General features: G+C 56.9%; 12 protein-coding genes. 10 read left to right on the forward strand and 2 right to left on the reverse strand.

Annotated features, from left to right (window positions below; translation table 11 throughout):
• The first annotated feature begins 113 nt into the window (after window positions 1-113).
• The 7 genes from mreB (at window position 114) to tldD (ending at window position 10155) form a co-directional block, all read left to right on the forward strand.
• Window positions 114-1157: a rod shape-determining protein MreB gene (gene mreB, locus INF73_RS04195; protein ID WP_000913396.1), complete on the forward strand. Its 1044-nt coding sequence runs from the start codon at window positions 114-116 to the stop codon at window positions 1155-1157.
• A 61-nt stretch (window positions 1158-1218) separates the two neighbouring features.
• Window positions 1219-2235: a rod shape-determining protein MreC gene (mreC, locus tag INF73_RS04200; protein WP_028014605.1), complete on the forward strand. Its 1017-nt coding sequence runs from the start codon at window positions 1219-1221 to the stop codon at window positions 2233-2235.
• Window positions 2235-2723, forward strand: a complete 489-nt coding sequence (gene mreD / locus INF73_RS04205) for a rod shape-determining protein MreD (RefSeq protein WP_008502849.1) — start codon at window positions 2235-2237, stop codon at window positions 2721-2723. The genes mreC and mreD overlap by 1 nt, the downstream gene beginning before the upstream one ends.
• A gap of 9 nt (window positions 2724-2732) precedes the next feature.
• Window positions 2733-3326: a nucleoside triphosphate pyrophosphatase gene (locus tag INF73_RS04210; protein ID WP_028014604.1), complete on the forward strand. Its 594-nt coding sequence runs from the start codon at window positions 2733-2735 to the stop codon at window positions 3324-3326.
• A complete protein-coding gene (gene rng / locus INF73_RS04215; protein ID WP_008502847.1) occupies window positions 3316-4785 on the forward strand; it encodes a ribonuclease G in 1470 nt (489 codons plus the stop codon). The genes INF73_RS04210 and rng overlap by 11 nt, the downstream gene beginning before the upstream one ends.
• 42 nt (window positions 4786-4827) lie before the next feature.
• Window positions 4828-8625 carry an AsmA2 domain-containing protein YhdP gene (gene yhdP / locus INF73_RS04220; RefSeq protein WP_193541596.1) on the forward strand — a complete coding sequence of 1266 codons (3798 nt, stop codon included), beginning with the start codon at window positions 4828-4830 and terminating at the stop codon, window positions 8623-8625.
• An 84-nt stretch (window positions 8626-8709) separates the two neighbouring features.
• Window positions 8710-10155: a metalloprotease TldD gene (tldD, locus tag INF73_RS04225; protein ID WP_193541598.1), complete on the forward strand. Its 1446-nt coding sequence runs from the start codon at window positions 8710-8712 to the stop codon at window positions 10153-10155.
• Window positions 10156-10201: 46 nt separating this feature from the next.
• On the opposite strand, the gene INF73_RS04230 is transcribed toward tldD, so the two are convergent.
• Window positions 10202-10816: a YagU family protein gene (locus INF73_RS04230; RefSeq protein WP_032644925.1), complete on the reverse strand. Its 615-nt coding sequence runs from the start codon at window positions 10814-10816 to the stop codon at window positions 10202-10204.
• Between the two features lie 217 nt (window positions 10817-11033).
• A complete protein-coding gene (gene aaeR, locus INF73_RS04235; protein ID WP_028014600.1) occupies window positions 11034-11960 on the reverse strand; it encodes an HTH-type transcriptional activator AaeR in 927 nt (308 codons plus the stop codon).
• 179 nt (window positions 11961-12139) lie between these two features.
• Between aaeR and aaeX the strand changes: the two genes are divergently transcribed.
• Genes aaeX through aaeB form a run of 3 tightly spaced genes read left to right on the forward strand, consistent with a single transcriptional unit; the run spans window position 12140 to window position 15256 of the window.
• Window positions 12140-12343: a p-hydroxybenzoic acid efflux pump operon protein AaeX gene (gene aaeX / locus INF73_RS04240; RefSeq protein ID WP_003860416.1), complete on the forward strand. Its 204-nt coding sequence runs from the start codon at window positions 12140-12142 to the stop codon at window positions 12341-12343.
• Window positions 12344-12350: 7 nt separating this feature from the next.
• Window positions 12351-13283 (forward strand): p-hydroxybenzoic acid efflux pump subunit AaeA, encoded by a 933-nt coding sequence (gene aaeA, locus INF73_RS04245; protein ID WP_028014599.1) that lies wholly within the window; start codon window positions 12351-12353, stop codon window positions 13281-13283.
• 5 nt (window positions 13284-13288) lie between these two features.
• The gene (aaeB, locus tag INF73_RS04250) at window positions 13289-15256 is read left to right on the forward strand and encodes a p-hydroxybenzoic acid efflux pump subunit AaeB (RefSeq protein ID WP_193541600.1); all 1968 of its coding nucleotides are present in this window, start codon (window positions 13289-13291) and stop codon (window positions 15254-15256) included.
• Window positions 15257-15323: the final 67 nt, after the last annotated feature.

The raw sequence follows: 15323 nt of genomic DNA on the forward strand, positions 1-15323 counted from the left end.
CTGCACAAATTTTCACCGTTGCAGATGATTTTTGCGCCTTGTCGCTGCTGCGTGTGGTTGGTAAAGTAAGCGGATTTTGTTTTCCGCCCCAGCTTTCAGGATTATCCCTTAGTATGTTGAAAAAATTTCGTGGCATGTTTTCCAATGACCTGTCCATTGACCTGGGTACCGCGAATACCCTCATTTATGTAAAAGGACAAGGCATCGTATTGAATGAGCCTTCTGTTGTGGCCATTCGTCAGGATCGTGCAGGCTCGCCGAAAAGCGTGGCCGCAGTGGGTCATGACGCGAAGCAGATGCTGGGTCGTACCCCTGGCAACATCGCCGCTATTCGCCCAATGAAAGACGGCGTTATCGCTGATTTCTTCGTGACTGAAAAAATGCTTCAGCACTTCATCAAGCAGGTTCACAGCAACAGCTTCATGCGCCCAAGCCCGCGTGTTCTGGTGTGTGTGCCGGTTGGCGCAACCCAGGTAGAACGTCGCGCAATCCGTGAATCTGCCCAGGGTGCAGGCGCACGTGAAGTGTTCCTGATTGAAGAGCCAATGGCTGCGGCAATCGGTGCGGGTCTGCCTGTTTCTGAAGCCACCGGTTCTATGGTGGTGGATATCGGTGGTGGTACCACTGAAGTGGCCGTTATCTCACTGAACGGCGTGGTGTACTCCTCCTCCGTACGTATCGGTGGTGACCGCTTTGATGAAGCCATCATCAATTACGTGCGCCGTAACTACGGCTCTCTGATCGGTGAAGCCACCGCAGAGCGTATCAAACACGAAATCGGTTCTGCGTATCCGGGCGATGAAGTGCGTGAGATCGAAGTGCGTGGCCGTAACCTGGCGGAAGGTGTTCCACGCGGCTTTACCCTGAACTCCAACGAAATTCTGGAAGCACTGCAGGAACCACTGACGGGCATCGTGAGCGCGGTAATGGTTGCGCTGGAACAGTGCCCACCAGAACTGGCGTCCGACATCTCCGAGCGCGGTATGGTTCTGACCGGTGGTGGTGCGCTGCTGCGTAACCTCGACCGCCTGTTGATGGAAGAGACAGGTATTCCTGTCGTAGTTGCAGAAGATCCACTGACTTGCGTCGCCCGCGGTGGTGGCAAGGCGCTGGAAATGATCGACATGCACGGCGGCGACTTGTTCAGCGAAGAGTAGTCATGGTGAAAGGGTAGCGAATCGCTACCCTTTCTCTCTGACACGAGAATACGCATAGCCTATGAAGCCAATTTTTAGCCGTGGCCCATCGCTACAGTTTCGCCTCATTCTGGCGGTTCTGGTTGCGCTTGGCGTCATTATTGCCGATAGCCGCCTCGGTACGTTCAGCCAGATCCGAACGTACATGGATACCGCCGTCAGTCCTTTCTACTTTATATCAAATGGTCCCCGTGAACTGCTCGACTCCGTTTCTCAAACGCTGTCTTCACGAGACCAGCTCGAACTTGAAAACCGGGCATTACGCCAGGAACTGCTGTTGAAAAACAGCGAACTGCTGATGCTGGGGCAATACAAGCAGGAAAACGCGCGTCTGCGTGAACTGCTCGGCTCGCCGCTGCGTCAGGACGAGCAGAAGATGGTTACCCAGGTGATCTCCACCGTGAACGACCCTTACAGCGATCAGGTTGTGATCGACAAAGGGAGCGTGAACGGGGTGTATGAAGGTCAGCCCGTCATCAGTGATAAGGGCGTAGTAGGCCAGGTCGTTGCTGTCGCCAAACTGACCAGCCGCGTGCTGCTGATTTGCGACGCCACCCACGCGCTGCCGATCCAGGTCCTGCGTAACGATATCCGCGTGATTGCGGCCGGTAACGGCTGCACGGACGATCTGCAGCTGGAACATCTGCCTGCTAACACGGACATCCGTGTCGGCGACGTGCTGGTGACGTCCGGTCTCGGTGGACGCTTCCCTGAAGGTTACCCGGTTGCGGTGGTCTCTTCGGTTAAGCTGGATACGCAGCGTGCATACACTGTGATTCAGGCCCGTCCAACCGCCGGTTTACAGCGTCTGCGCTACCTGCTGCTGCTCTGGGGTGCCGATCGTAACGGTGCTAACCCGATGACGCCTGAAGAGGTGCATCGCGTGGCGAATGAACGCCTGATGCAGATGATGCCGCAGGTTCTTCCGCCAGCGGACTCTATGGGGCCGCCTGCGCCCGTGCCTGCGCCGGCAACCGGGTTAACGCAGCCGCAGCCTGATGCGCCGCCACCGCCTAAACTCTCTTCGGGAGGGCAGTAGTGGCAAGCTATCGTAGCCAGGGACGCTGGGTCATCTGGCTCTCGTTCCTCATTGCACTGTTGCTGCAGATTATGCCCTGGCCGGATAACATTCTCGTTTTCCGGCCAAACTGGGTCTTGCTCATTTTACTTTACTGGATCCTTGCCCTGCCGCATCGCGTAAATGTCGGCACGGGTTTTGTGATGGGTGCCATACTGGATCTCATTAGTGGCTCTACGCTGGGCGTGCGCGCCCTGTCCATGAGCATTATTGCGTACCTCGTCGCACTGAAATTCCAGCTCTTCCGTAACCTCGCGCTCTGGCAACAGGCCCTGGTCGTGATGCTGTTGTCGCTTGCTGCGGATATCGTTGTTTTCTGGGCAGAGTTTTTAGTGATCAACGTCTCTTTCCGACCGGAAGTGTTCTGGAGTAGTGTAGTAAACGGTGTGCTCTGGCCGTGGCTATTCCTGCTGATGCGTAAGGTTCGCCAGCAGTTTGCTGTGCAATAAAAGGTTTCTATGACGTCTCTGTATCTTGCTTCCGGCTCCCCGCGCCGTCAGGAACTCCTGACGCAGTTAGGGGTCTCTTTTGAACGCATCGTGACCGGCATTGAAGAAAAACGTGCTGAGGGCGAAAGTGCTCAGCAGTACGTGTCTCGCCTGGCACGCGAGAAAGCGCAGGCGGGCGTGGCCTGTGTGCCGCGCGATCTGCCCGTGCTGGGAGCAGATACCATCGTTATCCTTAACGGTGAAGTCCTCGAGAAACCGCATGACGCCGACCATGCGGCGCGCATGCTGCGCAAGATGTCCGGGCAAACGCACCAGGTGATGACGGCCGTCGCGCTGGCGGACAGCCAGCACGTGCTGGATTGCCTGGTGGTTACGGATGTCACGTTCAGAGTGATTACCGACGACGAGATCGCCGCTTATATTGCCAGCGGTGAACCGATGGATAAAGCAGGTGCATACGGTATTCAAGGGTTGGGTGGCTGTTTTGTCAGGAAGATTAATGGCAGCTATCACGCCGTAGTCGGCTTACCGCTGGTGGAAACGTATGAGTTGCTGAGCAATTTTAACTCACTGCGTGAGGGAAGGGATAATTATGACGGCTGAATTGTTGGTAAACGTAACGCCATCGGAAACCCGTGTGGCCTATATTGACGGTGGCATTCTTCAGGAAATTCATATTGAGCGTGAAGCGCGGCGCGGAATAGTAGGCAATATCTACAAAGGTCGTGTCAGTCGTGTACTACCGGGTATGCAGGCGGCTTTTGTAGATATTGGACTGGATAAGGCGGCATTTTTACATGCCTCCGACATCATGCCGCACACCGAATGCGTCGCGGGCGAAGAGCAAAAGCAGTTTGCCGTGCGCGACATTTCCGAGCTGGTGCGTCAGGGTCAGGACTTAATGGTGCAGGTGGTGAAAGATCCCCTTGGCACCAAAGGTGCCCGTCTGACCACCGACATTACCTTACCTTCCCGCTATCTGGTCTTTATGCCCGGCGCGTCGCACGTGGGCGTTTCGCAGCGTATTGAGAGCGAAAGCGAGCGCGAGCGGCTGAAGAAAGTGGTCAGTGCCTACTGCGATGAACAGGGCGGGTTTATTATCCGTACCGCTGCAGAAGGGATCAGCGAAGAAGACCTGGCGTCGGATGCGGCTTACCTGAAGCGCGTCTGGACCAAAGTGATGGAGCGTAAAAAACGCAACCAGACTCGCTACCAGCTGTACGGTGAGCTGGCGCTTGCGCAGCGCGTGCTGCGTGACTTTGCCGATGCCCAACTCGACCGCATTCGCGTGGACTCTCGCCTGACGTATGAAGCGCTTCTGGAGTTTACCGCTGAATACATCCCGGAAATGCCGGGCCTGCTGGAGCATTACACCGGGCGTCAGCCGATCTTCGATCTCTATGATGTCGAAAACGAGATCCAGCGAGCGCTAGAACGCAAGGTCGAACTGAAGTCCGGCGGCTATCTGATCATCGATCAGACCGAAGCGATGACCACCGTCGATATCAATACCGGCGCGTTTGTCGGTCATCGCAATCTGGACGACACCATCTTCAACACCAACATCGAAGCCACGCAGGCGATTGCGCGTCAGCTTCGTCTGCGCAACCTCGGCGGCATTATCATCATCGACTTTATCGATATGAGTAATGAAGACCATCGTCGTCGTGTGCTGCACTCGCTGGAGCAGGCGCTGAGTAAAGATCGCGTGAAGACCAGCATCAATGGCTTCTCGCAGCTAGGCCTGGTGGAAATGACCCGGAAACGGACCCGCGAAAGCGTGGAACATGTCCTGTGTAATGAGTGTCCAACCTGCCATGGACGCGGAACGGTAAAGACGGTGGAGACGGTCTGCTACGAGATCATGCGTGAAATTGTCCGTGTCCATCATGCCTACGACTCAGACCGTTTTCTGGTCTATGCTTCCCCTGCGGTGGCTGAAGCCCTGAAAGGCGAAGAGTCGCACGCGCTGGCGGAAGTGGAAATCTTTGTCGGCAAACAGGTAAAAGTACAAATTGAACCGCTCTATAACCAGGAGCAGTTTGACGTCGTAATGATGTAAAACGCAGTACGCTGCGTGACGAAAGCTGACAAGGAGAGATGCGTGAGGCGATTGCCGGGGATTTTAGTGCTTACAGGGGCAACGCTGGTCGTGATTGTCGCGTTGCTCGTGAGCGGGCTACGCCTCGTTTTACCGCATCTGGACAGCTGGCGTCCGCAGCTGCTGGCGAAAATCGAATCCACCACCGGCGTGCCGGTCGACGTAAGCCAGGTTAGCGCCAGCTGGCAGAATTTTGGCCCGACGCTGGATGTCCGTGACATCAAGGCCAGCCTGAAAGATGGCGGTCATCTCAAAATCAAACGCGTAACCCTGGCGCTGGACGTCTGGCAAAGCCTGTTGCATCTGCGCTGGCAGTTTCGCGATCTCACCTTTTATCAACTCCAGTTTCTGACCAATACGCCGCTGACGGGCGGTGATAACAATCAGGGCCTGGAAGCCAACCGCTTCAGCGATCTCTTCCTCCGCCAGTTCGATCATTTCGATCTGCGCGACAGCGAAGTGAGCTTTATTACCCTTTCTGGCCAGCGCGCCGAACTGGCGATCCCGCAGCTGACCTGGCTTAACGGCAAGGATCGACACCGCGCCGAGGGGCAGGTCAATCTTTCCAGCCTGAACGGCCAGCACGGCGTCATGCAGGTGCGTATGGACTTGCGTGACGATGACGGCCTGTTAAACAACGGCAAAGTCTGGCTGCAGGCCGACGATGTGGATGTAAAGCCCTGGCTCGGCGACTGGCTGCAGCAAAACATGCAGCTGGAAACCGCCCGTTTCAGCCTTGAGGGCTGGATGACCCTGACGAAAGGGAAATTTGCCAGCGGCGATATCTGGCTGAAGCAAGGGGGCGCGAGCTGGAAGGGTGAAAGACAGCAGCATCAGCTTTCCGTTGATAACCTCACCGCGCACGTGACGCAGGAAAAAGAGGGCTGGCAGTTCGCCATCCCGGATACGCGCATCACGATGGACGGCAAGCCGTGGCCGCGCGGTGCGCTGACGCTGGCCTGGATGCCGGAGCAGGACGTGGGCGGCGCGGCGAATAAACGCAGCGATGAGCTGCGCATCCGCGCCAGCAACCTGGATCTGGCGGCCATTGAAGGCCTGCGCTCCATGGCGGCAAAGCTCTCTCCGGACCTGGGCGAGATCTGGCTGGCAACGCAGCCGAGCGGAAAAATTGATTCTCTGGCGCTGGATATCCCGCTTCAGGCGACGGAAAAAACCCGTTTCCAGGCAACATGGAAAGATCTTGCCTGGAAGCAGTGGAAGATGCTGCCGGGCGCGGAGCATTTCAGCGGCAAGCTGGAAGGCAGCGTGGAGAACGGCAGGCTGACGGCCGATATGCACAACGCTAAAATGCCTTACGAGACGGTCTTCCGCGCGCCGCTGGAAATTGAACAGGGCAGCGCGGTGCTTAACTGGCTCCGTAACGATAAGGGCTTCCAGCTTGATGGTCGCCATATCGACGTCAAAGCCAAAGCGGTACACGCGCGGGGTGACTTCCGCTATTTACAGCCGCAGGGTGACGAACCGTGGCTGGGCATTCTGGCCGGGATCAGTACCGATGACGGTTCTCAGGCCTGGCGCTATTTCCCGGAAAATCTGATGGGTAAAGCGCTGGTCGACTATCTGAGCGGCGCAATTCAGGGCGGTCAGGCGGAAAACGCCACGCTGGTCTACGGCGGTAACCCGCATCTTTTCCCGTACAAACATAATGAGGGGCAGTTCCAGGTGCTGGTGCCGCTGCACGACGCCACCTTCGCGTTCCAGCCGGGCTGGCCCGCGCTGAAAAACCTGGATATCGAGCTTAACTTCCTCAACGACGGATTATGGATGAAGGCGGACAGCGTTGCGCTGGGAGGCGTAACGGCCAGCAACCTGACGGCCAACATCCCGGACTACTCAAAAGAGAAGCTGCTGATTGATGCCGACATCAACGGCCCGGGGAAAGCGGTGGGGCCGTACTTTGAGGAGACGCCACTCAAAGAGTCGCTGGCGGCGACCCTTCAGCAGCTCCAGCTCGATGGCGATGTGAATGCTCGCTTACATCTTGATATCCCGCTGGACGGTGAAATGACCACCGCCAAAGGTGACGTCCGTCTGAAGCACAACAGCCTGTACATTAAACCGCTTGATAGCACCCTGAAAGACCTCAGCGGACAGTTCAGCTTTGTGAACGGTAATTTGAAAAGCGAGCCGCTGACCGCCAGCTGGTTTAATCAGCCGGTGAATATCGACTTCTCAACAGCCGAGGGGCAAAAGGCTTATCAGGTGGCCGTTAATCTGGACGGCAACTGGCAGCCGTCGCGTATGGACGTCCTGCCGAAGCCGATTGAGGCGTCAGTAGCGGGCGCGGTCGCCTGGCAGGGCAAAGTGGCAATCGACCTGCCTTATCACGCGGGTGCACACTATAAGGTCGACATTACGGGTGACCTGAAGAATCTTCAAAGCCAGCTGCCTGCGCCGCTGGATAAACAGGCCGGACAGCCGCTGCCGGTGAAGCTTAACGTGGATGGCAATCTGGACAGCTTCGCGCTGACCGGAAGTGCGGGCGGAACAAACCACTTTAACAGCCGCTGGCTGCTTAACCGCAAGCTTACCCTCGACAGAGCCATCTGGACGACGGACAGCAAAACCACGCCGCCGTTGCCTGAGCATGCGGGCGTTGAGCTGAATCTCCCGCCGATGGACGGTGCGGAGTGGCTGGCGCTGTTCCAGAAAGGCGTTGGGCAAAACGTTGATGAGGCCGCCCAGTTCCCGCAGACCATTACCGTACGCACGCCGTCGCTGATGCTGGGCGGACAGCAGTGGAACAATCTGAGCATTGTCTCCCAGCCAACCGCTAACGGCTCAAAAGTGGAGGCGCAGGGCCGGGAAATCAACGGCACGCTGACCATGCGCAATAACGCGCCGTGGCAGGCAGCGATCCGCTATCTCTACTACAATCCGGCTGCCGCGAGTAAAGATAAACCGGCGAATACATCGCCGCTGAGTAATACTACCCGCGTCGATTTTAGCGGCTGGCCCGATCTGCAGCTGCGCTGCGCGGAGTGCTGGCTGTGGGGGCAAAAATATGGCCGTATCGACGGTGATTTTGCCATCCAAGGGAATACGCTCAAGCTCTCCGGCGGATTGATCGACACCGGCTTTGGCCGCATGACGGCGGGTGGAGAGTGGGTGAATAACCCGGGCGAGCAGCGCACGTCCCTGAAGGGCGACATTAAAGGCAACAAGCTGGATGCGGCAGCCAACTTCTTTGGCATCAGCACGCCGCTGCGCGGCTCCTCGTTTAACGTTAATTACGATCTTCACTGGCGTGCCGCGCCGTGGACACCGGACGAAGCGTCACTGAACGGTATTCTGAAAACACACTTTGGCAAAGGTGAAATCGCCGATGTGAGCACGGGGCGTGCCGGGCAGATCCTGCGCCTGCTGAGTTTTGATGCGCTGCTTCGCAAGCTGCGCTTCGATTTCAGCGACACCTTCAGCGAAGGTTTCTATTACGATTCCATCCGCAGTACGGCGTGGATCAAGGACGGCGTTCTGCACACGGACGACACGCTGGTGGATGGGCTGGAAGCGGACATCGCCATGAAAGGCTCGGTCAACCTCGTGCGTCGCGAGCTGGATATGGAAGCCGTGGTGGCGCCGGAAATTTCCGCCAGCGTGGGCGTGGCGGCGGCCTTTGTGGTTAACCCGATTGTCGGTGCGGCGGTGTTTGCCGCCAGTAAAGTGCTGGGGCCGCTGTGGAGCAAGGTCTCCATTCTGCGCTACCGCATTACCGGTCCGGTGGATAAACCGCAGATTAACGAGGTGCTGCGCCAGCCGCGCAAAGATGCACAGCAATGATTTGACGTGGGCTGGTAATTGCCTCACTCTCAATAAATACGATCTTTATACCGCCACGGGCGGCAACGAACGAGTAGCAATACGATGAGTCTGAACCTGGTAAGTGAACATTTGCTCGCAGCGAACGGCCTGAGCCATCAGGACCTGTTCTCCATTCTTGGTCAACTGACCGAACGCCGTCTCGACTACGGCGATCTCTATTTCCAGTCGAGCTATCACGAATCCTGGGTTTTAGAAGACAGCATCATCAAAGATGGCTCATATAACATTGACCAGGGCGTCGGCGTGCGCGCCATCAGCGGCGAAAAAACCGGTTTTGCCTATGCCGACCAGATTAGCCTGGCCGCGCTTGAGCAGAGCGCTCAGGCCGCGCGTACCATTGTGCGCGATACCGGCGACGGTCGCGTAAAAACCCTGGGTGAAGTGCAGCACTCCGCGCTTTATACCAGCATCGACCCGCTGCAGAGCATGAGCCGCGAAGAGAAGCTGGACATCCTGCGCCGCGTGGATAAAGTGGCGCGCGCTGCCGACAAACGTGTTCAGGAAGTCTCCGCCAGCCTGAGCGGTGTGTATGAACTGATTCTGGTGGCGGCAACGGACGGTACGCTTGCGGCCGATGTGCGTCCGCTGGTGCGTCTCTCCATCAGCGTGCAGGTCGATGACAACGGCAAACGCGAGCGCGGCTCAAGCGGCGGCGGCGGTCGTTTCGGCTATGACTGGTTCCTGGGTGATGTTGACGGCGAAGCGCGCGCTGACGCGTGGGCTAAAGAAGCCGTGCGCATGGCGCTGGTGAATCTTAATGCTGTTGCGGCGCCGGCCGGGACATTCCCGGTGGTGCTGGGCGCAGGCTGGCCGGGCGTGCTGCTGCACGAAGCGGTGGGCCACGGTCTGGAAGGCGATTTTAACCGTCGTGGGACGTCCGTGTTCAGCGGCCAGATCGGACAGCTCGTCTCCTCTGAGCTTTGCACCGTAGTGGATGATGGCACCATGCTTGACCGCCGCGGCTCGATTTCTATCGACGATGAAGGTACGCCAGGCCAGTACAACGTGCTGATCGAAAACGGCGTTCTGAAAGGCTACATGCAGGACAAACTCAACGCGCGCCTGATGGGCGTAGCGCCAACGGGTAACGGCCGCCGTGAATCTTACGCGCACCTGCCGATGCCGCGCATGACCAACACCTATATGCTGCCGGGCAAATCCACGCCGCAGGAGATTATCGAATCCGTGGATTACGGTATCTTTGCGCCAAACTTTGGCGGCGGCCAGGTGGATATCACCTCCGGTAAGTTTGTCTTCTCGACTTCAGAAGCGTATCTGATCGAGAAGGGCAAAGTGACCAAAGCGGTGAAAGGCGCGACGCTGATTGGCTCCGGCATTGAAGCCATGCAGCAGATTTCCATGGTTGGTAACGATCTGAAGCTGGATAACGGCGTGGGCGTCTGCGGTAAAGAAGGCCAGAGCCTGCCGGTTGGCGTGGGTCAGCCAACGCTGAAAGTGGATAATCTGACGGTGGGCGGCACGGCCTGACCTGAGCAAACATAAAAAATGGCGCTACAGATGTAGCGCCATTTTTTTAACGTAAGTTACCCAGCGGGATCTCCGGATCCGGCTCGTGAGTAATGCGGTTACGCAAGTCACGTCGAATGATTTCGATCGACCAGAACCAGACCAGATGACCCACGATCTCTGACACGTGTTCATACCAGGGCAGATCAAACAGCGGTGGCGTCAGCCCCATCAGCGGGAAGGAGAGCATGTGTACAAAAAGCTGTGCCAATGCACCCGCCAGCAAACCCTGCCAGAGTTTAATTTTCGGGAAGACTTCAGCAACGACACAATACCCAACCGCGAAGACGATTGAGAAAATAATATGCGTTACGCCGACCCAGTTAAATATATGTCCGGCAAAGGTATAAACTGCTGCGTTAGGATCAACTACGCCCAGCCAGTCGCGTAAAAAAACATAGGGTGGATTTAAAAAATTGCGGGAGCAATCTATCTGGCCTGCGGCTCTTATTAATTGCTCAGGGCCGCATGCGCCGGTAAATAAATCGGTGGGACTGCGTGGCGGGAGTGGCACCTCGGCTCCCCATTTGACAAACGCGGAGACAATTCCTGCAATTAAGCCAATGAACGCGGCGAGTCCGTAGCGCCTGCGTGACGGCGGTGTTTGTTCAAATAGATTCATTTCGTTTCCTTGTTTAACGTCATCCTGCGAAATACATTTTATTATTCAAATCAGCAACAAAATAATAACAGTCTGAATGTCAGACTGTTTATAAGGTAAAGGGCAGGCGGCGGCAGTGTCAATTCGCTATTCCTGATAGAAGCTAAAGAATATTCCTGGATGAAGGCCGGCTTCATCCTGAAATATTAATGGCGCGGATATTTCAGAAATTAATTATTTATTCCTTTCTTCTTCCGCGCATTCCCTGAAACAGCTCTGCTACGTCGACAAAATAGTCCGTCAGATAGTTAATACAAACCTGCACCTTCAGCGGCAGCTTGTCCTTCTCGGTATACAGGGCGTAGACCGGGCGTGGATCGGACTGATAGCGCGGGAAGAGGATCTCCAGCACGCCGCTGTTGATCTCATTGATCACCCACATCAGCGGCACGTAGGCGATCCCGGCGCCGGCCACCAGCCAGCGCGAAATGGTCATCGGATCGTTGGTGACGAACCGGCCTTCCGGCAGCAGCCTGGTGGAGATCCCTTCCGGAGCAATCAGCTCAAATTCATTATCGGGGCGGACGCTGTACTCCAGCCAGGAGTGGTTAGCGAGATCGGCAGGTTTCTCCGGCACACCGTACTGCGCCAGATAGCTCTTCGAGGCACAGACCACCATCGGCATGCTCCCGAGGCGACGCGAGAACAGGCTGGAGTCCTGCAACGCGCCAACGCGGATCACCACGTCTAATCCATCGGCGATCAGGTCTGGGGCAGGGATGCCCGTCACCAGATTGACGGTAAGCCCAGGGTACTCTTTCAGCATGTCCGCCGTCATGGCAGCGAGAACATTTTGTGCCATAGTTGAAGAACACCCTATACGCAGCGTGCCGATGGGCGTGTTGTTAAAGGCATAGAGTTGTTCGTGAACATCCTGCACTTCATGCAGCATGCGGCGACAGCCCTGATAGTAAATTTTACCGGCTTCCGTCAACCCGATGCTGCGGGTGCTGCGGTTGAGCAGCTTAACCTGAAGCTCATCTTCCAGTTTGGACACCGTCTGGCTGATGGATGAGACGCTCATCTGAAGCTGGCGCGCAGCGGCGGTAAATGAGCCGAGTTCAACCACTTTGGCGAAGACGGACATGCGTTTTAAACGTTCCATTGTTCACTCTGGCTTAAAAGTGATTTAGATCACATATGATAGATAACAGCATAACAGTTACGTTAATATATTATTAATTACATAACGGCTGCGCCATTCTCGCCCTGCGTTTCTAGCTCTCCTGCGATGGCGTGCGCTAAAAAATTCTGAAGCCTGCACTCTCTCTTATCAAGGTCAACATGAGTCTGTTTCCCGTTATCGTGGTGTTCGGTCTGTCGTTCCCACCGATATTTTTCGAGCTTCTTTTATCACTGGCGATCTTCTGGCTGGTGCGCAAGGTGCTGGTCCCGACTGGGATCTACGATTTCGTCTGGCACCCTGCATTGTTCAATACCGCGCTGTATTGCTGCCTGTTTTACCTGATATCGCGCATGTTTGTCTGAGGTTGATGTGAAAACGCTAACAAGAAAAATCTCCCGCACCGCCATTACCATGGCGCTGGTTATCCTCGCGTTCATCGCTATTTTTCGCGCCTGGGTTTATTACACCGAATCACCGTGGACGCGTGACGCGCGCTTTAGCGCCGATGTGGTGGCAATTGCCCCCGACGTGGCCGGCCTTATCACGGCGGTTAACGTTCACGATAACCAGCTGGTGAAGAAAGATCAGGTCCTGTTCACCATCGACCAGCCTCGTTACCAGAAGGCGCTGGAGGAAGCAGAAGCAGACGTGGCCTATTACCAGGCGCTGGCCGCAGAGAAACGCCGTGAGGCAGGCCGTCGTAACCAGCTTGGCGTTCAGGCCATGTCCCGCGAAGAGATTGACCAGTCCAACAACGTGCTGCAAACCGTGCTGCACCAGTTAGCGAAAGCGCAGGCAACGCGCGATCTGGCGAAGCTCGACCTGGAGCGGACCGTTATCCGCGCGCCGGCCGATGGCTGGGTGACCAACCTGAACGTCTATGCCGGGGAGTTTATCACCCGTGGCTCAACCGCCGTGGCGCTGGTTAAACAGAACTCCTTCTACGTGCTCGCCTATATGGAAGAGACCAAGCTGGAGGGCGTTCGTCCGGGTTATCGCGCAGAAGTCACGCCGCTTGGCAGCAACCGCGTCTTTAAAGGTACTGTCGACAGCGTTGCCGCAGGGGTAACCAACTCCAGCAGCTCTAACGATGCCAAAGGGATGGCGACGGTGGATTCTAACCTGGAGTGGGTGCGTCTGGCGCAGCGCGTGCCGGTACGTATTCATCTGGATGAGCAGCAGGGCAACCTGTGGCCAGCGGGTACCACGGCGACGGTGGTGATCACCGGAGAAAAAGATCGGGATGCCAGCCAGGATTCCCTCTTCCGTAAAATTGCCCATCGCCTGCGCGAGTTTGGTTAATCGCCATGGGTACCTTTTCCATCGCCAGTCAGCACATTCGCTTCGCCGTGAAGCTGGCGTGCGCCATCGTGCTGGCGCTGTTCGTTGGCTTCCACTTCCAGCTTGAAACCCCTCGCTGGGCGGTGCTGACCGCCGCGATTGTCGCGGCGGGCCCTGCCTTCGCCGCGGGTGGAGAACCCTACTCTGGTGCGATCCGCTATCGCGGGATGCTACGTATCATCGGGACGTTTATCGGCTGTTTCGCGGCGCTGACCATTATTATTCTGATGATCCGCACGCCGCTGCTGATGCTAATGGTCTGCTGCATCTGGGCGGGCTTCTGCACCTGGGTCTCGTCTCTGGTAAAAGTCGAGAACTCCTACGCCTGGGGGCTGGCGGGCTATACCGCGCTGATCATTGTCATCACCATCCAAAGCGAACCGCTGCTCGCGCCGCAGTTTGCCGTGGAGCGCTGCAGCGAGATTGTGATTGGTATTGTCTGCGCGATCGTGGCTGACCTGCTTTTCTCCCCGCGCTCGATCAAGCAAGAGGTGGATCGCGAGCTGGACGCGCTGATCGTTGCCCAGTACCAGCTGATGCAGCTGTGCATTAAACACGGCGACAGCGAAGAGGTGGATAAAGCCTGGAGCGGACTGGTTCGTCGTACGCAGGCGCTGGAAGGGATGCGCAGCAACCTCAATATGGAGTCGTCTCGCTGGGCGCGGGCGAATCGCCGCCTTAAAGCCCTGAACACCGTCTCCTTAACGCTGATTACCCAGGCCTGCGAAACCTATCTTATCCAGAACACCCGCCCGGAAGCAGTCACCGACACGTTCCGTGAGCTGTTTGCCGAGCCGGTAGAGACCGTGCAGGACGTGCATAAGCAACTTAAGCGCATGCGCCGGGTGATTGCCTGGACCGGGGAGCGCGAGACGCCGGTGACGATCTACACCTGGGTTGGGGCCGCAACGCGCTATCTGCTGCTTAAGCGCGGCGTGATCGGTAACACCAAAATCAGCGCGGCGGAAGAAGAGGTGCTCCAGGGCGAAGTGGTGATCAAGGCGGAGTCTGCCGAGCGCCATCACGCGATGGTCAACTTCTGGCGTACCACGCTTGCCTGTATGCTCGGCACGCTGTTCTGGCTGTGGACGGGCTGGACGTCCGGCAGCGGCGCGATGGTGATGATTGCCGTCGTGACCGCACTGGCGATGCGTCTGCCTAACCCGCGCATGGTCGCCATTGATTTCCTCTACGGTACCATCGCCGCGCTGCCGATAGGCGCGCTCTATTTCCTGGTCATCATCCCGTCGACGCAGCAGAGCATGCTGCTGCTCTGTATTAGCCTAGCGGTGATGGCGTTCTTTATCGGCATTGAAGTGCAAAAGCGCCGCCTGGGATCGCTGGGGGCGCTGGCGAGTACGATTAACATCATCGTGCTGGATAACCCGATGACCTTCCACTTCAGCCAGTTCCTCGACAGCGCGCTGGGTCAGCTGGTGGGCTGCTTCCTGGCGATGATGGTGATTCTGCTGGTCCGGGATAACTCGCAGGCGCGGACGGGGCGCGTATTGCTGAACCAGTTTGTATCGGCTGCCGTGTCGTCGATGACTACCAATACCGCGCGTCGTAAAGAGAACCACCTGCCCGCGCTCTACCAGCAGCTGTTTTTACTGCTGAACAAGTTCCCGGGCGACATAGCGAAGTTCCGCCTGGCGTTAACCATGATCATCGCGCACCAGCGTCTGCGCAACGCGCCGGTGCCGATCAACGACGATCTCTCGGCCTTCCACCGTCAGCTGCGTCGTACCGCCGACCATGTGCTTTCCGCCAGCAGTGACGACAAACGCCGTCGTTACTTTACCCAACTGCTTGAAGAACTGGATATTTATCAGGAAAAACTCAAGCACTGGCAAGCGCCGCCACAGGTGACCGAGCCGGTAGGGCGGCTGGTGTTTATGCTGCATCGCTACCAGAATGCCCTCACGGATAACTGACTGAAGTAAAAAAACCGACGCCAAAAGCGTCGGTTTTTTTGTGGCTATACTTATTCCAGCACGTACT

This window comes from Enterobacter cloacae complex sp. P6RS, assembly GCF_014982245.1.
Taxonomy (GTDB): domain Bacteria; phylum Pseudomonadota; class Gammaproteobacteria; order Enterobacterales; family Enterobacteriaceae; genus Enterobacter; species Enterobacter bugandensis.

Excerpts from the sequence above, each read along its gene's own strand:
- mreB (WP_000913396.1), top strand. The coding sequence starts at position 114 with ATGTTGAAAAAATTTCGTGGCATGTTTTCCAATGACCTGTCCATTGAC.
- mreC (WP_028014605.1), top strand. The coding sequence starts at position 1,219 with ATGAAGCCAATTTTTAGCCGTGGCCCATCGCTACAGTTTCGCCTCATT.
- INF73_RS04210 (WP_028014604.1), top strand. The coding sequence starts at position 2,733 with ATGACGTCTCTGTATCTTGCTTCCGGCTCCCCGCGCCGTCAGGAACTC.
- rng (WP_008502847.1), top strand. The coding sequence starts at position 3,316 with ATGACGGCTGAATTGTTGGTAAACGTAACGCCATCGGAAACCCGTGTG.
- tldD (WP_193541598.1), top strand. The coding sequence starts at position 8,710 with ATGAGTCTGAACCTGGTAAGTGAACATTTGCTCGCAGCGAACGGCCTG.
- INF73_RS04230 (WP_032644925.1), bottom strand. The coding sequence starts at position 10,816 with ATGAATCTATTTGAACAAACACCGCCGTCACGCAGGCGCTACGGACTC.
- aaeR (WP_028014600.1), bottom strand. The coding sequence starts at position 11,960 with ATGGAACGTTTAAAACGCATGTCCGTCTTCGCCAAAGTGGTTGAACTC.
- aaeX (WP_003860416.1), top strand. The coding sequence starts at position 12,140 with ATGAGTCTGTTTCCCGTTATCGTGGTGTTCGGTCTGTCGTTCCCACCG.
- aaeB (WP_193541600.1), top strand. The coding sequence starts at position 13,289 with ATGGGTACCTTTTCCATCGCCAGTCAGCACATTCGCTTCGCCGTGAAG.